This window comes from Streptomyces sp. NPDC032472 (genome assembly GCF_040636955.1).
Classification (GTDB): Bacteria; Actinomycetota; Actinomycetes; order Streptomycetales; family Streptomycetaceae; genus Streptomyces.
The window spans coordinates 112,228-133,231 of sequence record NZ_JBEZVK010000011.1 but is presented as its reverse complement, the minus strand read 5'-3'; the positions used below and the strand labels follow the sequence as shown (position 1 = coordinate 133,231).

Here is a 21,004-nt window from a genome sequence, read left to right as displayed (position 1 = left end):
CTCGCGCCATGACTTCCGCCCCGCGTATCGGCTCCCACGGGGTCAGACGCGCTGTAGCCGCTGCCGTTGCCGGGCTCTCCCTGATCGGTCTGCTCTCCGGCTGCGGCTACGGCAAGAACGCGCCCGACACCGCCGTCTCCCCGGCGGCGGCAGGCACCGGCAAGAAGCTGTCCAGCGACACCGTGAAGATCGGCTACTTCGCCAACCTCACCCATGCCACCGTGCTGGTGGGTTTGCAGGAGGGTCTCTTCGCCAAGGAGCTCGGCGGCACCCGGATCAGGGCTCAGGTCTTCAACGCCGGCCCGTCCGAGATCGAGGCGCTCAATGCCGGCTCCATCGACATCGGTTGGATCGGCCCCTCCCCGGCCGTCAACGGCTGGGTCAAGTCAGGGGGCAAGAGCCTGCGGATCATCTCCGGCTCCGCCTCGGGCGGCGTCAAACTGGTCGTCAACGAGAAGATCAAGACGGTCGACGACCTCGAGGGCAAGAAGATCGCCACCCCACAGCTGGGCAACACCCAGGACGTGGCGCTGCTCAACTACATCGCGGAGCAGGGCTGGAAGGTCGACGCCCAGACCGGCAAGGGCGATGTCTCGGTGGTCCGGCTGGACAACAAGGAGACCCCCAACGCCTTCAAGACGGGCCAGGTCGACGGCGCATGGGTGCCCGAGCCCACCGCCTCGAAGCTGGTCTCCGAGGGCGGCAGGGTCCTGATCGACGAGAGGGACCTCTGGCCGGACCGAAAGTTCGCGATCACCCATGTGATCGTTTCCCAGCGCTTCCTCGAGCAGCACCCGGACGTGGTCGCGGCGGTGTTGCGCGGCTCGGTCGCCACCAACGCCTGGATCAAGGCCCACCCCGACCGGGCCAAGGCCAACGCCAACGCCGAGCTCAGCCGCCTCTCCGGCAAGGGTCTGCCCGACGACGTGCTCGACGCCGCCTGGGCCAGCCTCGACTTCACCGACGACCCGGTGGCGTCCTCGCTGCAGACCAGCGCCGACCACGCGGTCAAGGCCGGACTGCTGAACCAGGCCGACCTGAAGGGGATCTACGACCTGGCCCCGCTCAACGAGATCCTGAAATCCGCCGGCCGGCCTGCGGTCGACGCCGCCGGCCTCGGCGCCGGATGACCGACGCACCGACTCCGGTGCACTTGCCCGCCGACGTACCAGGAGGTGACCGGATGGCTCCGGCGCTGGCCGAGGAGCAGGACGGTCCGTCCGTCGCCGCGCCGCCCGCACCCGCGGTCCGGCTCGACCGTGTCTTCAAGTCCTTCGGCCGCCCCGGCAGCGAGACGGCGGTACTGGAGGACATCACCCTCGATGTCCGCCCCGGAGAATTCCTCTGCCTGCTGGGCGCCTCTGGATGCGGCAAGTCGACCCTGCTCAACCTGGTCGCCGGGCTGGAGCGGCCCACCTCCGGCAGTGTCGAGGCGGCCGGCGGCTGCCCCGCCCTGATGTTCCAGGAGCATGCGCTCTTCCCCTGGCTGACGGCCGGCCGCAACATCGAGCTGGCGCTGCTGCTGCGCGATCTCCCGCGCGCCGAGCGCCGCCTCGAGGCCGAGCGGCTGCTGGAGCTGGTCCGCCTCGGCGGCTCGTACGGCAAGCGGGTGCACGAGCTCTCCGGCGGTATGCGGCAGCGGGTCGCGCTGGCCCGGGCCCTGGCCCAGAACTCCCCGGTGCTGCTGATGGACGAGCCGTTCGCCGCGCTCGACGCCATCACCCGCGATGTGCTGCACGAGGAGCTGACCCGGATCTGGCAGGGGACCCGGCTGTCGGTCGTCTTCGTCACCCACAACGTCCGCGAGGCGGTGCGGCTCGGCCAGCGCGTGGTGCTGATGAGCTCCCGCCCCGGCCGGATCACCCGCGAGTGGCGGATCGACCTGCCGCAGCCGCGCCGTATCGAATCGAGCGGAGTGGCCGAGCTCTCAGTCGAGATCACCGCAGAACTGCGCAAGGAGATCCGTCGCCATGGCCAGCACTGAGACCGCCGTCCCCAAGGCCACGCCGGACACCACGCCGGACACCACGCCGGACGCCGCGCCGGACCAGGTCGCCGACCTCGCCGGGGTCGAGGCCGGACTCGACGCCCTCGACGCCATCCAGGTGCGCCGCACCCCGTTCTCCCAGCTGTTGCGGGAGAAGGTGCTGCCGCCCCTGGCGGCGGTGGCGCTGGTGCTGGCGGTCTGGCAGGGCGTGTACGCGGCCGGGGTCCTCCCCTCCTACAAGTTCCCCGGCCCCGGCGGGGTCTGGGCGAGCTTCACCGACCTGTGGTACCGCGGCGAGACCCTCTCGGTGATCTGGACCAGCGTCTCCCGGGGCCTCTTCGGCTTTCTGGTCTCGCTCGCCGTGGGCACCCCTGTCGGGCTGCTGGTCGCCCGGGTCCGGCCGTTGCGCACCGCCGTCGGCCCGATCCTCTCCGGTCTGCAGTCGCTGCCCTCGGTGGCCTGGGTGCCGGCCGCCGTCATCTGGCTGGGCATCAACGGCAGTGCCCTGTACGCGGTCATCCTGCTCGGCGCCGTCCCGTCGATCGCCAACGGCCTGATCTCCGGAATCGACCAGGTGCCCCGGCTGTATCTGCAGGCCGGGCGCACCATGGGCGCCACCGGACTGCGCGGCACCCGCCATGTGCTGCTGCCCGCCGCTCTGCCCGGCTACCTCGCCGGGCTCAAGCAGGGCTGGGCCTTCTCCTGGCGCTCGCTGATGGCCGCCGAGCTCATCGCCAGCTCCCCCGATCTGGGCCTGGGTCTGGGCCAGCTGCTGGAGAACGGCCGGGTCGCCTCCGACATGGCCCGGGTCGAGCTCGCCATCCTGCTGATCCTGGCCGTCGGCGTCGTGATCGACCTGCTGGTCTTCTCCCCCATCGAGCGCCGGGTGCTGCGCGGTCGCGGTCTGCTCACCGCCGCCCGCTGACCCGCCCCTTACGGAGTGTCCTTCGACACGAGACAGAGAAAACCCCGCCCCGGGAGAAACCCCAGGCCAGGACCCAACCTGCAGCCAAAAGCACCCGCGCACCATCGCCGGAGCGGGAGCCAGACGCTCTCGAACAGGGATTCAGTCGGAGGTGACCGGCAGCACGTCCGGCGACAGCGCACCCGCCTGTGAAGCGGCACTCGTCATTCGCCGGCGGTGGTGGCGGCGGCAGAGGACCTCGTAGCCGATCTCCTTCGCCGGGCGGTTCACGTCGCCGACCACGACCTGGGCGCCTTCCACGACCATTTCGCCGCCCACCGTGCGGGCGTTGTGCGTGGCGCGGGCGCCGCACCAGCACAGAGCCTCGACCTGGAGCTGCTCCAGCCGGTCCGCCAGTTCGATCAGGCGCTGCGAGCCGGGGAAGAGCTTGGTGCGGAAGTCCGTGGTGATGCCGAAGGCGAAGACGTCCATGTCGAGCTCGTCGACGATGCGGGCCAGCTGGTCGATCTGGTCGGGGGCCAGGAACTGCGCCTCGTCCACGATCACGTAATCCGCCTTGCCGCCACTGGAGAGCTGGTCGACCAGGTACGCGTACAGGTCCATGCCCTCCGCCGCCTCGACCGCTTCGGTCACCAAGCCGAGACGCGAGGACAGCTTGCCCTCGCCCGCGCGGTCGTCACGCGTGAAGATCACGCCCACGAGGCCGCGGGCCGAGCGGTTGTGGGTGATCTGGAGCGCCAGCGTACTCTTCCCGCAGTCCATCGTGCCGGAGAAAAACACCAATTCGGGCATGGAGGGAACGGGACCTTTCGGGTCGGTCGTGGTCGGCTGGCGGTGGCGGTGGCGGTGCCGGTCAGGTGCGGACTTCGAGCAGCGGGACGAGCTGCTCGGCCGCGGTCATGGAGCCGTGCATGCCGGCGAGCTTCGACTCGTTGGGCTCGTTCACGGACGCGGTGATCGCGACGTCGGCGTGGGCGGCGGCGACCACGTCGCCGATCCGCCCGAGCACGCGCTCGTCGCACTCCGCCGGCGGCCCGAACCAGCCCAGTTCCAGGGCCTCTTCGCGGCTCGCGACCCAGAACCGGTCGCCCAGCACCTCGCGCCACACGGTCAGCACGTCGGCCTCGGCGCCCGGTACGGCGTACACGTGCCGGGCCCGGCCCTCGCCGCCGAGCAGCGCGACGCCGGCGCCCAGCTCCCAGTCCTCGTCGAAGTCGATCCGGGAGTCCTCGTCGAAGGGGACGTCCACCATGCCGTGGTCGGCGGTCACGTACAGGGCGGTGCGCGGCGGGAGCTGCTCGGCGAGCCGCTGCACCAGCCGGTCGACGTACATCAACTGGCCGCGCCAGGCGTCGGAGTCGACGCCGTGCCGGTGGCCGGCCCCGTCGAGCTCGCTGTAGTACGTGTACACCAGCGAGCGGTCGCCCGCCGCGAGCCGCTCGGCGGCCAGGTCCATCCGCTCCTCGCCGCTCAGCCGGCCGAGGAAGGTGCCGCCGCTGAGTGCGACCTTGGTGAGCGGGGTGGTCTGGAAGGCGGGCGAGGACACCTGGGCGGTGGCCACGCCGGCCGCGTCGGCCTCGTGGAAGACCGTCGGGTACGGCTGCCAGGCCTTGGGCTCGGTCCACGGGTTCCAGCGCAGCTGGTTCATCAGCGCGCCGGTGGCGGGGTTGCGCACCGCGTAGCCGGGCAGGCCGTGGCGGGCGGGCGGGAGCCCGGTGCCGACGGAGGCCAGCGAGGTGGCGGTGGTCGCCGGGAAGCCCGCGGTGAGGGGGCGCCCGGTGCCGCCGCGCGAGGTGGCGAGCAGGGAGGTCAGGTACGGGGCCTCGTCGGGGTGGGCCTTGATCTGCTCCCAGCCCATGCCGTCGACGAGGAAGACGCAGTTGCGGTCGGCCGGGGTCAGCTCGGCTATGGAGGCGGTGTAGCCCGGCACGCCCTGGCCGGCGACCAGCGTCGGCAGCAGGTCGGCGAGCGAGCCGGAGCCGTACTCGGGCACGGGGGCGCCGGCGAGGTCCAGCAGCTCCGGCTCGTCCCAGTTCTGCGGTGCGGAGTAGGACATCAGCGGGCGGAGGAGGTCGCCGCGGTCGCCTCGGAGAGCGCCTGGGCGAACAGCAGGGTCTGGCGGACCGCCTCGGGGCCGTCGCCGGCCTCGCTGACGCGCAGGCTGAGGTCGTCGGCGGTGGAGTTCCCGGTGTAGCCGTGGTCGGAGTCGCAGTTCGGGTCGCCGCAGGCGGCGGGCTCCAGGTCGATGCGGGAGACCGCGCCCCAGCCGATGGTCAGGACGACCTCGCGGGGCAGGGTGCCCGGCGTGTACGACTCGGGGTTGGCGACGACGCGGCTGAGCACCACCGAGGAGATGCTGGCCAGCTTCACCGACTCGGTGGAGGTGGTCGCGTACGGGGACGGGGACCCGGCGTCGGCGGCCTGCTCGTCGGTGTGGCTGACGATGAAGCGGTTGTCGGTCAGGACCAGGACGGTGACGTGCCGGCGGACCTCGTTGGAGTCGAAGGTGGTCTCCTGGTGGACCAGGTACGACGAGATCGGCTCGCCGCCCACCGCGGCCTCCACGGCCTCGGCCACGAGGGCCGGGTAGTAGCCGCTGCGCTCGATCGCCGTGCGCAGCCCCTGGGTCGTCGTACCGGATTTCGCCATGGGGTCCATCCTAAGGCCCGTACGGGGCGCCCCGGCCGCCCCTGACCCGCTCAGTAGCTGGGGAGTGTCCGGGGGCCGAGGTCGGTGCGGGCGGGCGGACGGGCGATACGGACGGCGGCGCTCAGCACGGAGAGGCCCTCGGTCGCCACGACGACGGGTTCGAGCGTGACGCCCACCACCTCGGGATGGGCGTCCACCAGCCGCGACAGCCGCAGCAGCAGCTCCTCGAGGGCGGGGGTGTCAACGGGGTCGCTGCCGCGCCAGCCGAACAGCAGGGGCGCGGTGCGGATGGAGCGGATCAGTCCGGCGACGTCACGGTCGGTGGCGGGTACGAGGCGGTGGGCGGTGTCGCCGAGGAGCTCGGAGGCGACGCCGGCGAGCCCGAAGGACAGGACGGCGCCGGCGGCCGGGTCGATGACGGAGCGCACGACGGTGTCGACGCCGCGGGGGACCATGGCCTGGACGACGGGGAGCAGCTCGGCCGGGGTCCCGAGGAGGTCGGTGAGCTCGTCGTACGAGCGGCGCAGCTCGGCCTCGGTGGTCAGGTCGAGGCGTACGCCGCCGAGGTCGGCGCGGTGGCGCAGGTGCGGGGCGGTGGTCTTGAGCGCGACGGGGTATCCCAGGGTCGCGGCGGCCCGGACCGCGGCGTCGGGGGTGGGCGCGGGCAGGGTGGGCAGGACCCGGATCCCGTAGCGGGCGAGCAGCTCGGCGGCGTCGGCGTCGGCGAGGGTGAGCACGCCGTCGCCGAGGGGGGCGCGGGCACGGTGGGAGGCGAGCCCGGCGGGGGCGCCGAGGGCGGCAGCGGCGCCGGGGCCGGTGCCCGTGTCCGTGCCCGCTCCGGCTCCGGCTGCGGCGGCCAGGAGGCGGGCGAGCTGGGCTGCGGCTCCGGCCTCGTCGATGTCCTCGTACTCGGGCACGTGCCCGGCGTCGGCGTTGGCCCGCCGCCACTGCCCGTAGCGGACGGCTTCGGCCACGGCGCGGACGGCCCGCTCGGCGGCGGGGTAGGCGGGGATGTGCACGTCCTCGCGGGAGAGGGCGTCGACGAGCTCGGCCAGCTCGACGTTGACGACCGCCACGGGCTTGCCGGGGTGCGCGGCCACCGCGTCGCGCAGGGCGTCGGCCAGGTCGTCGCCGTCCGCGTGCTCGCTGACCCAGGGGATCGCGGTGACGACCACGGCGTCGTGGGCCTCGGAGGCCAGGGCCGCGGCCAGCGCCTGCCCGAAGTCCTTGGGGGAGGCGGCCGTGGTCAGGTCCAGGGGCGCGCCGGGCCGCAGCCCCTGGGCGAGGCAGGCGTCGTACGTGAGGAAGCCGAGCGACTCGGAGTTGCCCAGGATCGCCACGCGCGGCCCGGCGGGCAGCGGCTGGGAGGCCAGCAGCAGCCCGACGTCGACCAGTTCGGTGACGGTGTCGACCCGGATCACGCCCGCCTGGCGCAGGAGCGCGGAGACGGTGGTCTCCGGGAGCCGGGTCCCGGGCACGACGTGGCCGGCCGGGGTGTGGCGGCCGCCCTTGGCGACGACGACGGGCTTGACCGCGGCGGTGCGCCGGGCGAGGCGGGTGAACTTCCGCGGGTTGCCGAGGGTTTCGAGGTACATGAGGGCCACGTCGGTGGCCTCGTCCTCGTACCAGTACTGCAGGATGTCGTTGCCGGAGACGTCGGCGCGGTTTCCGGCGGAGACGAAGGAGGACAGCCCTTCGCCGCGGCGGAGCAGGGCGGACAGCAGCGAGATGCCGATCGCCCCGGACTGCGTGAACAGCCCGATCCGGCCGCGCACGGGAGCCGGGACGGGTGCGAGGGAGGCGTTGAGGCCCACCTCCGGCGCCGTGTTGATGACGCCGAAGGCGTTGGGCCCGATCAGCCGCATCCCGTACGAGCGCACCTGGCGGACCAGTTCGCGCTGCCGGTCCAGACCCGCCCGGCCGCTCTCGCCGTACCCGGCGGACAGCACGACGAGCCCCTGCACCCCGTGCTCCCCGCAGGCGGCGACGACCTGCGGGACCCGCTCGGCCGGGACCGCGACCACGGCGAGGTCGACCGGGGCGTCGATGTCGGCGAGGGAGCGGTAGGCGCGGACCCCGTCCAGCAGGTCGGCCGAGACGGCCTCGTTCACGGCGTAGAGGTGGCCGCGGAAGCCGCTGTCGCGGAGGTTGCGCAGGGCCGCCGCGCCGACGCCGCCGCCGGAGCGGCTGACGCCGATGACGGCGACGGAGCCGGGGGCCAGCAGCCGCTGGACGGAGCGGGCCTCGGCGCGCTGTTCGCGGGCGCGCTGGACGGCGAGGGACTTCGCGGTCGGCTCCAGGTCGAGGGTGAGGTGGACGGAGCCGTCCTCGAAGCTGCGCTTCTGCTGGTAGCCGGCGTCCGTGAACACCTTGATCATCTTGGTGTTGGCGGGCAGCACCTCGGCGGCGAAGCGGCGGATGCCGCGCTCCCGGGCCACCGCGCCGATGTGCTCCAGCAGCGCGGAGGCCACCCCGCGGCCCTGGTGGGCGTCCTGGACGAGGAAGGCGACCTCGGCCTCGTCGGCGGGGCCGGAGGCGGGCCGGCCGTCGGAGTCGATCCGGTCGTAGCGGACGGTGCCGATGAACTCCTCGCCGACGGTCGCGGCGAGGCCGACGCGGTCGACGTAGTCGTGGTGCGTGAAGCGGTGGACGTCGCGGTCGGAGAGCCGGGGGTGGGGGGCGAAGAAGCGGTAGTACTTCGACTCGTCGGAGACCTGCGCGTAGAAGCTGACCAGCCGGCCGGCGTCCTCGGTGGTGATGGGCCTGATGCGGGCGGTGCCGCCGTCGCGCAGGACGACGTCGGCCTCCCAGTGGGCCGGGTACGCGGGGTCCGACGCGGTGGTCATGCGGCGATCTTAAGGCCAGAGGGGCCCCGGGAGCTCCTGCGCGGCGGACGCGGCAAGCCGGGGTGAACCGGTGCAAGCTGGGGTGGTTCGCACCTCGGGGGATCCGGGCGGGAGGCCGGTCGGAGCACTCGGGACCTTGTGGGATAGTGGTCTAGACAACCGTAAGAACCTGAAGGGCATCACCATGGCAGAGCGCCGCGTCAACGTCGGCTGGGCCGAGGGCCTGCACGCTCGTCCCGCCTCGATCTTCGTCCGCGCGACGACCGCTTCCGGGGTCCCGGTGACCATCGCGAAGGCCGACGGCTCCCCCGTCAACGCCGCGTCCATGCTCGCGGTGCTGGGCCTGGGCGCCCAGGGCGGCGAGGAGATCATCCTGTCGTCCGACGCCGAGGGCGCCGAGGCGGCGCTGGACCGCCTGGCGAAGCTGGTCGCCGAGGGGCTCGAGGAGCTTCCCGAGACCGTCTGACCCTTCGGGTTCGCTTGTCGCGCGGGCGGCGCGAGAACGGCAGGAGCCGCGGCCACCGGAATTTCCGGCGGCCGCGGCTCCTGCCGTTTTCCTTCATGCCCGGCACGGGAAAGGCGCCCAGAAGAAGCGCAGAGAAAATACGCCGAGAAAATGCTCCGGGGAAAGGCGCACAAGAATACGGCGACTCTTCGACCCTCCCCCATTCATACGCGGGTTTTGTTAATGGGAGCCGCTCGCCATGTTTACGGCACGTTGCGAAGTCCTCACGCGCAGCCGGTACGCCCCGGACGTCCGGTCCGCGTGCACCGCCGTCAGCGCCCGCGCCCGCTCGGCGTCGCCGCGCGCCACCGCATCCACGATCGCCCCGTGCTCCGCCCAGCACTCCACGGGCCGCTGCGGCGCCTGTACGACGTACATCCAGGCGACCTTGTGCCGCATCTGCGTGAGGATCGCGATCAGCCCGGGACTGCCGGAGGCCTGCGCCAGCGTCTCGTGGAACCAGCTTCCCAGGGCCCGCAGGTCCTCGCCCTGGCCCTGCCGGGCCCGCTCCTGACCCAGCCTGACCAGCCCGCGCAGCACTTTGAGGTGCGCCTCGGTGCGGCGCCGGGCCGCCCGGGCCGCGGCCAGCGGCTCCAGCAGCATCCGCAGCTCCAGCAGGTCGGCGGCCTCCTGCTCGGTGGGCTCGGCGACGCACGCGCCCGCATGCCGGCGGGTGGTCACGAACCCCTCGGACTCCAGGGTCCGCAGCGCCTCGCGGACGGGGACGCGGGAGACGCCGTAGCGCCGGGCCAGCACCTCCTCGGTCAGCCGGCCGCCCGGTTCGAATGCCCCGGAGACGATGTCGTCGCGGATTGCAGTGCATACCGCGTGCGCGGGAATACGCAAGACCGGACCTCCGCCTATTTCTCCGCCTCTTCCGGCTGCCGGTCGCCTTTGCCGCCACCGCACCGGGATCGTACCGAGACTCTATTGCAATACGCCGAATTTTCCGAGCGCCCGCAGAAATCGGCGGCCTTTGCGGCCACAACGCGAGGACCCCGGCTCGGTGAGCCGGGGTCCTGTGCGAAGCGGTGCGGCGGCGCCGCTCGACGGCGCGTCGGTCAGAGGTCGACGCCGTGGCTGCGCAGGTACGAGACGGGGTCGATGTCCGAGCCGTACGTGGCGCCGGTGCGGGCCTCGAAGTGCAGGTGCGGGCCGCTGGAGTTGCCGGTGGAGCCCGACAGGCCGATCTGCTGGCCCGGGGTGACCGTCTCGCCGACGGAGACGCTCAGCGAGGACATGTGGCCGTACTGGGTGTACGTGCCGTCGTTGTGGCGGATGACGACGTTGTTGCCGTACGCACCGCCCCAGCCGGCCTCGACCACGGTGCCGGAGCCGACCGCGTGGACCGAGGTGCCGGAGGCCGCGTGGAAGTCGATGCCGGTGTGGCTGCCGGAGGACCACATGCCGCCGCCGGCGTGGTACTGGGTGCTGATGTAGGTGTCGTCGAGCGGCGAGACGAAGGTGTTGAGGCGCTTGCGCTCCTCCTCGCGGGCGGCGCGCTCGGCGGCCTCGCGCTCGGCCTTCGCCTTCTCCTCGGCCTTCTGCTTGGCCTCGGCGGCGCGGGCAGCGGCGTCGGCCTCGGCCTTGGCCTTGAGGGCGGCGGCCTCCGCGGCGTTGCGCTGGGCCTCGGCCTGGGCCTCGATCTGGCCCTGGAGGTCCTCGGCGGTGACGACCGCGTTCAGACCGGTGTCCTCCATGGAGGGGCCCTTGTGGTCCGTCGCGGCGAACGCCGGGGCGGCGAGGGTGCCCACGACGCCGGTCGTGGCGAGGGCGGCGACGCCGGCGTAACCGGCGGTCTTGCGGCTCAGACGGCTGGAACCACGGTGCTTGCCGGCGGCACGACTGCCAAAAGCCATGGAGGGGCTGATCCTTTCCTTCCTTCTCGCCTACCGGGTTAGCTGACGGGTTCGGAGCAGGAAGGTCTCCTACGGGCCCCTCTGGCGAGGCGGCCCGATTCACCCCAGGGACATGTGGGTCCCCGGCTCCCCAGGCTCACGCCTGACGGGGACTCGGCGATCGCTGCCCGGTGCCGCGGGTGCGGCGCGTACAAACTGACGGACAGCACGCCCGACGCTAGGCGGATCATCAGTCAATCGCCAAACAGACGCGCGCTTTTGTTGCGTACGCCACACCCCATACGGGCAACCTTGGCGCCAATTGGACATAAAGGACCCCGATGGCCAAGCCATCGGGGCCCTTCGTCCGTCGGCGGTTCGCCGGTGCGCCGACAGCACGTCGGCGCCTCATCCGCCGTGCGGCGACGGTCAGTTGGTGACGACGGTCACCTCTCCGATCCCGAGCGCGCGCACCGGCTCCTCGATCTGCGAGGCGTCACCCACGAGCACGGTGACCAGGCGGTCCACCGGGAAGGCCTTGACGACCGCCGTGGTCGCCTCCACCGTGCCGGTGGCGGCCAACTGCGCGTACAGCCGGGCCTGGTAGTCGTCCGGCAGCTCCTGCTCGACCTGGTCGGCGAGCGTGCCCGCCACGGCGGCGGCCGTCTCGAACTTCAGCGGGGCCACCCCGACCAGGTTCTGCACCGCCACGTCCCGTTCGGCGTCCGTCAGACCGCCCTCGGCGAGGGTGCGCAGCACCTTCCACAGGTCGTCCAGGGCCGGACCGGTGTTCGGGGTGTCCACCGAGCCGCTGATGGCGAGCATCGAGGCCCCGCGGCCGTCGGCGGTGGAGCGCAGCACCTGGCCGAACGCGCGCACGCCGTAGGTGTAGCCCTTCTCCTCGCGCAGCACCTTGTCCAGGCGCGAGGTGAGGGTGCCGCCCAGGCAGTACGTGCCGAGCACCTGGGCCGCCCAGACGCTGTCGTGCCGGTCCGGCCCGATCCGGCCGATGAGCAGCTGCGTCTGGACCGCGCCGGGCCGGTCCACGATGACTACCCGGCCGGTGTCGTCGGCAGTCACCGGCGGCACCGGGCGCGCCTCGGCGGTATCGCCGGTCCAGGCGCCCAGGGTGTCCGCCAGGACGGCGTCCAGGTCGATGCCGGTCAGGTCGCCGACGACCACGGCGGTGGCCGTGGCGGGGCGCACGTGGGCCTCGTAGAAGGCGCGGACAGCCGCGGAGTCGATCCGGGCGACGGTCTCCTCGGTGCCCTGGCGCGGGCGGGACATCCGCAGGGAGGCCGGGAAGAGCTGGCGGGAGAGCTCCTTGGCGGCGCGGCGCTGCGGGTTGGCCAGCTCGTGCGGGATCTCGTCGAGGCGGTTGCGCACCAGGCGGTCGACCTCGCTGTCGGCGAAGGCCGGCGCCCGCAGCGCCTCGGCGACCAGGCCCAGGGCCTTGTGCAGCCGCGAGGCCGGGACCTCCAGGGAGACCCGCACGCCGGGGTGGTCGGCGTGGGCGTCGAGGGTGGCGCCGCAGCGCTCGAGCTCGGCGGCGAACTCCTCGGCGGAGTGCTTGTCGGTGCCCTCGGACAGCGCACGGGCCATGATGGTCGCCACGCCGTCCAGGCCCTCGGGCTCGGCGTCCAGCGGGGCGGTGAGGTTGACCTCGACGGCCACCACCTGCTGGCCCGGGCGGTGGCAGCGCAGCACGGTCATGCCGTTGGGCAGCGCGCCGCGCTCGGGGGCCGGGAAGGCCCACGGCCGTGCCTCGCCGGCCTGCGGCCGCGGGTGGAAGGTCATCGTGACGGCTGCGGTGTCGCTCACTGCTCCGCCCCCTCGTTCTCGTTCTGGTTCGCGGCGTCGTCATCGGCATCGGCGGCGTCGGCCGCGAGGGGCTCGTACACCAGCACCGCGCGGTTGTCGGGGCGCAGCCGGGCCGCGGCCACGGCCTGCACCTCCTCGGCGGTGACGTCGAGGACCCGCTGTACGGCGGTCAGGGCGAGCTGCGGGTCGCCGAACAGGACGGCGAAGCGGCACAGTTCGTCGGCGCGGCCGGCCACCGTGCTCAGCCGGTCCAGCCATTCGCGCTCCAGCTGTGCCTGGGCGCGCTCCATCTCCTCGGCCGTCGGGCCCTCGGCCGCGAACCGGGCGAGCTCCTCGTCCACGGCGGCCTCGATGGCGGGCACCTCGACGCCGCTGGAGGTCTTCACGTCCAGCCAGCCCATGGAGGGGGCGCCGGCCAGGCGGAGCATGCCGAAGCTGGCGGCGACGGCCGTCTGGTCGCGGCGTACCAGGCGGTTGTGCAGCCGGGAGGACTCGCCGCCGCCGAGGACGGTGAGCGCCACGTCGGCGGCGTCGCACTCGCGGGTGCCGTCGTGCGGCAGCCGGTAGGCGGCCATCAGCGCGCGGGCCGGGACCTCCTCGATGATCTCCTCGCGCAGCTGGCGGCCCATGATCTCGGGCAGGCTGCCGTCGCGCGGCGGCTTCTTGCCGTCGTGGGAGGGGATGGTGCCGAAGTACTTCTCGATCCAGGCGAGGGTCTGGGCCGGGTCGATGTCGCCGACGACCGACAGCACCGCGTTGTTGGGCGCGTAGTACGTACGGAAGAACGCGCGGGCGTCCTCCAGCGAGGCCGCGTCCAGGTCGGCCATCGAGCCGATCGGCGTGTGGTGGTACGGGTGGCCGTCGGGGTACGCGAGGGCGGTCAGCCGCTCGAAGGCGGTGCCGTACGGGACGTTGTCGTAGCGCTGGCGGCGCTCGTTCTTGACGACGTCGCGCTGGTTCTCCATGGACTCCTCGTCCAGGGCGGCCAGCAGCGAGCCCATCCGGTCGGCCTCGAGCCAGAGCGCCAGCTCCAGCTGGTGGGCCGGCATGGTCTCGAAGTAGTTGGTGCGCTCGAAGCTCGTGGTGCCGTTCAGCGAGCCTCCGGCACCCTGGACCAGCTCGAAGTGGCCGTTGCCCGGTACGCTCGCCGAGCCCTGGAACATCAGGTGCTCGAAGAGGTGAGCCAGGCCGGTGCGCCCCTTGACTTCGTGGCGCGAGCCGACGTCGTACCAGAGGCAGACGGCGGCGACCGGGGTCAGGTGGTCCTCGGAGAGCACCACGCGCAGGCCGTTGGCCAGCCGGTGTTCGGTCGCTGTCAGGCCGCCGGAGCCGGCCTGGGCTGTGGCCGTGTGACCCATGGGCATGTGGTCCCTTCGATCGCGATGCAGAGATTTCTGTCAGACCTGTCACTGTATGCAAGCGCGTCGGGCCGCGGAGAAGTTCCCGGCTCAGTCCTGGGTCGGAGTCGGCGCTGTCGGAGCCTCGGGCCACAATGGTCCGCGACAACCCCCGGCGGCCCCGTCCGGGCCGACGGCCCCGACCCCGCCCTACCCCGCCAGACCCCCAGCACACCTTCTTTCTTGGTTAAGGAGCCGCGCAGCGATGGCCCGCCGCAGCACGAAGACCCCGCCGCCGGAGGATTTCGAGGAGAACATCCTCGACATCGACGTCGTCGACGAAATGCAGGGCTCCTTCCTCGAGTACGCGTACTCGGTGATCTACTCCCGAGCCCTGCCCGACGCCCGGGACGGCTTGAAGCCGGTCCACCGGCGCATCGTTTACCAGATGAACGAGATGGGCCTGCGCCCCGACCGCGGGTACGTCAAGTGCGCCCGCGTCGTCGGCGAGGTCATGGGCAAGCTGCACCCGCACGGCGACGCGTCGATCTACGACGCCCTCGTGCGCATGGCCCAGCCCTTCTCGATGCGGCTGCCGCTCGTCGACGGCCACGGCAACTTCGGCTCGCTGGGCAACGACGACCCGCCCGCGGCGATGCGCTACACCGAGTGCCGAATGGCGGACGCCACGTCACTGATGACGGAGTCGATCGACGAGGACACCGTCGACTTCACCGCCAACTACGACGGCCAGGAGCGCGAGCCCGTCGCGCTGCCGGCCGCTTACCCGAACCTGCTGGTCAACGGCGCGTCCGGGATCGCGGTCGGCATGGCCACCAACATGCCCCCGCACAACCTGGGCGAGGTCATCGCGGCCGCCCGCCACCTGATCCGCTACCCGCAGGCGGACCTGGAGGCGCTGATGCGCTTCGTGCCGGGTCCCGACCTGCCCACGGGCGGCCGGATCGTGGGCCTGTCGGGGATCAAGGACGCGTACGAGAACGGCCGCGGCACCTTCAAGATCCGCGCGACGGTGTCCGTGGAGAACGTGACCGCGCGCCGCAAGGGCCTGGTCGTCACCGAACTGCCCTTCACCGTCGGCCCCGAGAAGGTCGTCGCGAAGATCAAGGACCTGGTCGGCTCGAAGAAGCTCCAGGGCATCGCGGACGTCAAGGACCTGACCGACCGCGCGCACGGCCTGCGCCTGGTCATCGAGGTCAAGAACGGCTTCCACCCCGAGGCCGTGCTGGAGCAGCTCTACAAGCTGACGCCGATGGAGGAGTCCTTCGGCATCAACAACGTGGCCCTGGTCGACGGCCAGCCGCTCACGCTGGGCCTCAAGGAGCTGCTGGAGGTCTACCTCGACCACCGCTTCGACGTGGTGCGCCGGCGCAGCGAGTTCCGCCGCGGCAAGCGGCGCGACCGGCTCCACCTGGTCGAGGGCCTGCTCGTGGCCCTGCTCGACATCGACGAGGTCATCCGGATCATCCGCGACAGCGACAACTCCGCCCAGGCCAAGGAGCGCCTGATGGAGCGCTTCTCGCTGAGCGAGATCCAGACCCAGTACATCCTCGACACCCCGCTGCGCCGGCTCACCCGCTTCGACCGGATCGAGCTCGAGTCCGAGCGCGACCGGCTCATCGGCGAGATCGAGGAGCTGACCCGGATCCTGGACTCCGACGCGGAGCTGCGCAAGCTGGTCTCCTCGGAGCTGGCCGCGGTCGCCAAGAAGTTCGGCACCGAGCGCCGCACCGTCCTGCTGGAGTCGGCGGGCGCGCCGGTCGCGGCGGTTCCGCTGGAGGTCGCGGACGACCCGTGCCGGGTGCTGCTGTCCTCGACGGGCCTGCTGGCCCGCACGGCGACCGGCGACCCGGTGCCGCTGGAGGAGGGCGGGGCCCGGGCGAAGCACGACCTGATCGTCTCGCAGGTGGCGGCCACGGCCCGCGCCGACGTCGGTGCGGTCACCTCCCACGGCCGCCTGCTGCGGCTGTCGGTGATCGACCTGCCGCAGCTGCCCGACACCCACGCCGCGCCGAACCTGGCCGGCGGGGCCCCTCTGTCGGAGTTCCTCTCCGGGCTGGCACCGGACGAGAAGGTGGTCTGCCTGACCTCGCTGGACGAGTCCTCGCAGGGCCTGGCGCTGGGCACCGAGCAGGGCGTGGTCAAGCGCGTGGTGCCGGACTACCCGGCGAACAAGGACGAGCTGGAGGTCATCACCCTCAAGGAGGGCGACCGCATCGTCGGCGCGGTCGAACTGCGCACCGGCGAGGAGGACCTCGTCTTCATCACCGACGACGCGCAGCTGCTGCGCTATCCGGCGGGCCAGGTGCGCCCCCAGGGCCGCCCGGCGGGCGGCATGGCGGGCATCAAGCTCTCCGAGAACGCCAAGGTGATCCACTTCTCGGCGGTGGACCCGGCGCGCGACGCCGTGGTCTTCACGGTGGCGGGCTCCCACGGGACGCTGGACGACTCGGTGCAGTCCGGCAAGCTGACCCCGTTCGACCAGTACCCGCGCAAGGGCCGCGCCACCGGCGGCGTGCGCTGCCAGCGCTTCCTGAAGGGCGAGGACCTGCTGACCCTGGCCTGGGCCGGCAACGCACCGGCCCGCGCGGCGGCCGCGAACGGCACCCCGGCCGCCCTGCCGGCCGCGGACCCGCGCCGCGACGGCTCGGGGGCCGCGCTGCCCGCGGCGGTGGCCGTGGTGGCGGGGGCCGCGCTGTAGGACGTACCGAGGCATTCGGGTGGTGCGACCCGGGGGACGTACCACCCGAATGCCGACTAGTGTTTTCCCTCTCGGGGTTGGTGGGGGGAGTACACAGCTGATGAGTCGTCGGTCGGGCGGAGCGATCGGGACCTGGGCCGAGGCCCAGCGCCGACAGCAGCAGACGCAGCTGGTCCAGCAGCGGGAGGCGGAGCGCCGGCAGCGGGCGTACGAGCGGGAGGCCAACCGCAGCCACCGCCAGTACCGCGAGGCCGAGGCCCTGCGCCGTACGGCCGCGCTCGACGCGGAGGTCGCCGCCCTGAAGGGCCTGCTGGTCGCGGGCTGCCGGGCACCGGCGTTCCGGATGGCCTCCCTGATGCGGCCCGAGCAGCTCGAGCCCTTCAACCCCGGGGCCCTGGCGCAGCCGGGGCCGCTGCCCCGCATCGAGGACTTCCAGCAGAGCAGCGGCTGGACGCTCGGCTCGAACCACCGGGCGCAGGCGGAGCGGGAGGCGCACGCCCGGTACACCGCGGCCTGGCAGGCCGCTAGCGCCGCGGAGGCGCAACGGCAGCAGCAGCTGGCGGCGTACCGCCAGCAGTACGACCGGTGGGCGGCGGAGCAGCTCGCCGGCGTACGGGCGCACAACAGCGGGCTCGCCGAGCTGGCCGACGCCCTGCGCTCGGGCGATGCCGGGGCCGCCGTGGAGTACTTCTCGGCCGCTCTGTACGCCTCGACGGCCTGGCCCGAGACGCTGCCGAGGCAGGTGTCGGCCGCCTACGAGCCTGCCGTACGCCAGCTGGTGCTGGACTGGGAACTGCCCGGGTACGCGGTGGTGCCCGAGGCCAGGGCGGTGCAGTACCTGCCGAGCACCGACCAGGACAAGGTGAAGCCGCGCCCGGTCACGGAGCGGCGCGCGCTGTACCGGGACCTGCTGGCGCAGTGCCTGCTGCTGGTGGTGCGCGAGCTGTACGCGGCGGACGAGTTCGGCGTACTGGACTCGGTCGTGGTCAACGGCTTCGTGGACTGCCTCGATCCGGTGACCGGGCAGGAGGCGCAGTTCGTGCTCGCCACGGTGCCCGCGGCGCGCGGCGCGTTCGCGGGGCTGCGGCTGGAGCAGGTCAGCGCGGTGGACTGCCTGGTGTCGGGCCTGGGCGGGCAGCTGTCGGCGCGCCCCGACCAGCTGACGGCGGTGCGTCCCGGGCGTCGGCCGGACGAGGTCGGCGGGGGCGTCGTCAGCCACGGCGGCCACGTGGGCGGGGGGTACGGGGACGAGGAGGAGCCGGACCTCTTCGCGATGGACCCGATCGACTTCGAGAACCTGGTCGCGGAGCTGTTCCGGGCCATGGGCATGGAGGCGGTCACGACCCAGCGCTCCGGCGACGGCGGGGTGGACGTGGAGGCCCTGGACCCGGCGCCGATCCGGGGCGGGCGGATCGTGGTGCAGGTCAAGCGCTACCGCAACACGGTGCCGCCGACGGCCGTGCGTGACCTGTACGGCACGGTCCAGGACAAGGGGGCGAACAAGGGGGTGCTGGTCACCACCGCGTCCTTCGGGCCGGGTTCGTACACCTTCGCCGAGGGCAAGCCGCTGGAACTGGTTCCGGGCCCCGCCCTGGTGGACCTCCTGCACCAGCACGGCCTGCGGGGCCGCCTGGGCCCGTCGGACACCCCGCCCCGCCGCCCGGCCACCGAGCCCGCAGCCGCTGCCCCGGACCACAACATCCTGGGCATGTCCTGGGCCGGCCCGGTCGCACTGGACGTGTGCGCCCTGGTCTGCGAGGCCAACCGGGCCTTGGGCGAGGACCACTTCGTCTTCTTCAACAACCCGCAGACCCCGGACGGCTCCGTCCGTACCCACGCGCACACGCCACCCGACAAGGCCGCGCTGGCGGTCTCCTTCGACGCGCTGCCGGAGCGGGCCGACCGCCTGGTCCTGGTCGCCGCGGTCGACCCCGAGGCCGACCCGCACGCCGACCTGACCGGCTTCACGGACGCCCGGATCCGGCTGCTGTCGGCCGACGGCACGGAGCTCGGCACCCTGGACGTCTCCGACGGCCGCCCGGGCGAAACCGCCCTGGTCCTGGGCTCCTTCCGCCGCCGCGCGAACGGCGACTGGGACTTCGTGGCGGGCGGCAAGGGCTACCGCGGCGGCCTGGAGGCCCTCCTCCACGAACACGGCGTCGAGGTCGCCTGAGCAAAATCCCGCCCCCCGACCATCCGAAGCCGGGGCGGGCATCCCACCCCCGTTCCCCTTCGCAGCCGGGACGGGCATCCCACCCCGCTCCTTCGCAGCCGGAGTGGACATCCCACCCCGCCGCCTTTCGAAGCCGGGGTCCGGCAGATCCAGCCCCGCCGGCGATTGAGGCGCGGGGTCTGGGGCGGAGCCCCAGGGATCCCGGCTCCGCCGGGCGCCGCCGAAAAGGGGGCGCGGGATGCCCTCTGCTCTGACAGGGTGACGGGTCGGCACACCGCCCGATCCGCCCGCCCCGGCCGACACGTCGGCCGACGCGCCCCCAGGAGCCCCGTGACCCCGCCCCGCCTGACCCCCTTGCTCCGGCAGTTCGACTTCGCCCACCGCCGCCTGGCCGACCGCATGGCGGGCCCCGTCATGGACAGCGGCGACGGAACGGACACCAAGGTGGGCCCCATGACGGACGAGGAGTACCTCTGGGAGCCGGTGCCGGACTGCTGGTCGGTACGGCGGCGAGCCGAAGGTCCGGGCCCACGGGCCACCCTCCTGGCCGGCACGGGCGACTGGGGCCGCGACGCCGCGGCGTACCCGCACCCGTGGCCGCCGCCGTTCACCACGATCGCGTGGCGCCTGAGCCACCTCAGCGAAATGCTGACCCTGCGCGCCGACCACACGGCCGGCACCCGCACCCTGACCCGCAGCGATTACGCGGCCGCCGGGGACGCCGCCGCGGCCCTCGCCGCGTTCGACGCCGGCGCCACCGCCTGGCGCACGGCACTGCTCAGCGTCGACGACGCCGCCCTCGACACCGTCGGGTACTGCACGTACCCGCACGGCGGCGATGCGGAGGAGCCGTTCATCGACATCGCCTGGTGGGTCAACCAGGAGCTGCTGCACCACGGGGCCGAGATCGCCCTGCTCCGGGACCTGTACCGGTCCCGGCAGCGCTGACTCGGCCGACTCAGACGCCCGCCGGAGCCGGCATCTCGTTCCCGTCCTCGTCCCCGGCGTCCCCGGCGTCCCCGGCGTCCCCGGTGTCCCCGCCCACCCGTTCGGCGTCGGCGTCGGGTTCGTCCTGCGGCGGCCGGGCCACGTAGCGCAGTACGCCCCACATGCTCTCCGGCCCCGCGTCCTGCGGCGACGCCTCCCGGCAGGACTCCAGCTCCCGCAGCAGGGCGGCCCCGTCCGTGCCGGAGCCGATGAGCACCAGCCGGGTCAGCCGCGGCTCGCCGCGACCCCAGGGCCCCGGCGCGAACCGCAGGAAGCGGCCGACCGCGTGGACCTCGTAGCGCTCCTCGTGGCCGGGCACGCCGAAGTGGACGAAGCCCTTGATCCGGTACAGCCCGGCCGGACGGCGGTCGAGGAAGTCGATGAGCCGTCGCGGGTGCATGGGCAGCTCGGACACGAACTCGGTGCTCTCGTACACCGTGTGGGCGTGGCCCTCGTGGCCCCCGTGGCCGTCCTGGCCTTCGTACCCCTCGTGGGCGATGTCCCGGGCCTGCGAGATCAGGTCCTCGAAGGAGAGCTGCCCCTGGGTCTCGGTCCACGGCCGGCGGTCGAAGAGCAGTTCCGGGTCGATGCGCCCGTGGTCGGCGGCGACGACGGGGATGCCGGGGCAGAGCGTGCCGAGCTCGGCCTCGATCCGGGCGAGCTCGGCCGGCTCCACCCGGTCGGCCTTGTTCAGCACCACCAGGTCCGCGGCGGCGAGGTGGCGGTCGGTCTCCGGGTGCCGGGACCGGGTCGCGTCGAACTCCGCCGCGTCCACGACCTCCACCAGGCCGCCGTAGCGGATCGCCGGGTTCTCGCTGGCGACGAGCATCCGGATCATCTCCTGCGGCTCGGCCAGCCCGCTCGCCTCGATGACGATGACGTCGATGCGGTGGACGGGCTCGGCGAGCTTCTCCAGGTACGCGTCGAGCTCGCTGCCGTCGACGGCGCAGCACAGGCAGCCGCCGCCGAGCGAGACCATCGAGTCGCCGACCTGGCCGGCCACCGCCATGGCGTCGATCTCGATCGATCCGAAGTCGTTGACCACGACCCCGATCCGGGTGCCGCCCCGGTTGCCGAGGAGGTGGTTGAGCAAGGTCGTCTTGCCGGAGCCGAGGAATCCGGCGAGGACGACGACGGGGATGGGGGTCGCGGCGGGGGTGGGGGTGGGCGCGACGGAAGGGTCGGGCTGCCTGCTGTTCACCCCGCCGATCGTA

16 protein-coding genes and 1 riboswitch are annotated in these 21,004 nt (G+C 72.9%); of the genes, 7 read left to right on the top strand and 9 right to left on the bottom strand.

What is annotated here, in order from left to right; all coding sequences use genetic code 11:
* Positions 1-8 precede the first annotated feature (8 nt).
* The 3 genes from AB0F11_RS09675 to AB0F11_RS09665 are packed head-to-tail and all read left to right on the top strand — an operon-like array spanning position 9 to position 2,912.
* Entirely contained in the window at positions 9-1,130 is a 1,122-nt protein-coding gene (locus AB0F11_RS09675; protein WP_362170146.1) for an aliphatic sulfonate ABC transporter substrate-binding protein, read from the top strand.
* A 53-nt stretch (positions 1,131-1,183) separates the two neighbouring features.
* Complete coding sequence (locus tag AB0F11_RS09670) at positions 1,184-1,984, top strand: ABC transporter ATP-binding protein (RefSeq protein WP_362170144.1); 801 nt, start codon at positions 1,184-1,186, stop codon at positions 1,982-1,984.
* A complete protein-coding gene (locus AB0F11_RS09665) occupies positions 1,971-2,912 on the top strand; it encodes an ABC transporter permease (RefSeq protein WP_362170142.1) in 942 nt (313 codons plus the stop codon). The genes AB0F11_RS09670 and AB0F11_RS09665 overlap by 14 nt, the downstream gene beginning before the upstream one ends.
* Before the next feature lie 141 nt (positions 2,913-3,053).
* Here the strand turns inward: AB0F11_RS09665 and AB0F11_RS09660 are convergent, their stop codons facing one another.
* The 4 genes from AB0F11_RS09660 to AB0F11_RS09645 form a co-directional block, all read right to left on the bottom strand.
* Complete coding sequence (locus AB0F11_RS09660) at positions 3,054-3,704, bottom strand: thymidine kinase (protein WP_362170140.1); 651 nt, start codon at positions 3,702-3,704, stop codon at positions 3,054-3,056.
* A gap of 61 nt (positions 3,705-3,765) precedes the next feature.
* A complete protein-coding gene (locus AB0F11_RS09655; RefSeq protein ID WP_362170138.1) occupies positions 3,766-4,968 on the bottom strand; it encodes a nucleotide pyrophosphatase/phosphodiesterase family protein in 1,203 nt (400 codons plus the stop codon).
* Complete coding sequence (locus AB0F11_RS09650) at positions 4,968-5,561, bottom strand: DUF5998 family protein (RefSeq protein WP_361904782.1); 594 nt, start codon at positions 5,559-5,561, stop codon at positions 4,968-4,970. The genes AB0F11_RS09655 and AB0F11_RS09650 overlap by 1 nt, the downstream gene beginning before the upstream one ends.
* A 50-nt stretch (positions 5,562-5,611) precedes the next feature.
* Positions 5,612-8,407 carry a GNAT family N-acetyltransferase gene (locus AB0F11_RS09645; RefSeq protein WP_362170136.1) on the bottom strand — a complete coding sequence of 932 codons (2,796 nt, stop codon included), beginning with the start codon at positions 8,405-8,407 and terminating at the stop codon, positions 5,612-5,614.
* Between the two features lie 184 nt (positions 8,408-8,591).
* Between AB0F11_RS09645 and AB0F11_RS09640 the strand changes: the two genes are divergently transcribed.
* Positions 8,592-8,873, top strand: a complete 282-nt coding sequence (locus tag AB0F11_RS09640; protein ID WP_362170134.1) for an HPr family phosphocarrier protein — start codon at positions 8,592-8,594, stop codon at positions 8,871-8,873.
* 219 nt (positions 8,874-9,092) lie between these two features.
* Here the strand turns inward: AB0F11_RS09640 and AB0F11_RS09635 are convergent, their stop codons facing one another.
* From AB0F11_RS09635 to AB0F11_RS09620, 4 genes are all read right to left on the bottom strand, one after another.
* The gene (locus AB0F11_RS09635) at positions 9,093-9,758 is read right to left on the bottom strand and encodes a GntR family transcriptional regulator (RefSeq protein WP_362170132.1); all 666 of its coding nucleotides are present in this window, start codon (positions 9,756-9,758) and stop codon (positions 9,093-9,095) included.
* A gap of 215 nt (positions 9,759-9,973) precedes the next feature.
* The gene (locus tag AB0F11_RS09630) at positions 9,974-10,771 is read right to left on the bottom strand and encodes a M23 family metallopeptidase (protein WP_362170130.1); all 798 of its coding nucleotides are present in this window, start codon (positions 10,769-10,771) and stop codon (positions 9,974-9,976) included.
* 13 nt (positions 10,772-10,784) lie between these two features.
* A riboswitch (cyclic di-AMP (ydaO/yuaA leader) is annotated at positions 10,785-10,940 on the bottom strand.
* 239 nt (positions 10,941-11,179) lie between these two features.
* On the bottom strand, positions 11,180-12,547 hold the full coding sequence (locus AB0F11_RS09625; protein WP_362170210.1) for a pitrilysin family protein: 1,368 nt from the start codon (positions 12,545-12,547) through the stop codon (positions 11,180-11,182).
* A 20-nt stretch (positions 12,548-12,567) separates the two neighbouring features.
* Positions 12,568-13,929 (bottom strand): pitrilysin family protein, encoded by a 1,362-nt coding sequence (locus AB0F11_RS09620; RefSeq protein WP_362170128.1) that lies wholly within the window; start codon positions 13,927-13,929, stop codon positions 12,568-12,570.
* A gap of 244 nt (positions 13,930-14,173) precedes the next feature.
* On the opposite strand from AB0F11_RS09620, the gene AB0F11_RS09615 reads away from it, so the two are divergent.
* The 3 genes from AB0F11_RS09615 (at position 14,174) to AB0F11_RS09605 (ending at position 19,751) form a co-directional block, all read left to right on the top strand.
* Complete coding sequence (locus tag AB0F11_RS09615; protein WP_362170126.1) at positions 14,174-16,630, top strand: DNA topoisomerase IV subunit A; 2,457 nt, start codon at positions 14,174-14,176, stop codon at positions 16,628-16,630.
* 100 nt (positions 16,631-16,730) lie between these two features.
* Positions 16,731-18,803: a restriction endonuclease gene (locus AB0F11_RS09610; RefSeq protein ID WP_362170124.1), complete on the top strand. Its 2,073-nt coding sequence runs from the start codon at positions 16,731-16,733 to the stop codon at positions 18,801-18,803.
* 330 nt (positions 18,804-19,133) lie between these two features.
* Positions 19,134-19,751: a DinB family protein gene (locus AB0F11_RS09605; RefSeq protein WP_362170123.1), complete on the top strand. Its 618-nt coding sequence runs from the start codon at positions 19,134-19,136 to the stop codon at positions 19,749-19,751.
* Between the two features lie 10 nt (positions 19,752-19,761).
* Here the strand turns inward: AB0F11_RS09605 and AB0F11_RS09600 are convergent, their stop codons facing one another.
* A complete protein-coding gene (locus AB0F11_RS09600; RefSeq protein ID WP_362170121.1) occupies positions 19,762-20,991 on the bottom strand; it encodes a CobW family GTP-binding protein in 1,230 nt (409 codons plus the stop codon).
* Positions 20,992-21,004: the final 13 nt, after the last annotated feature.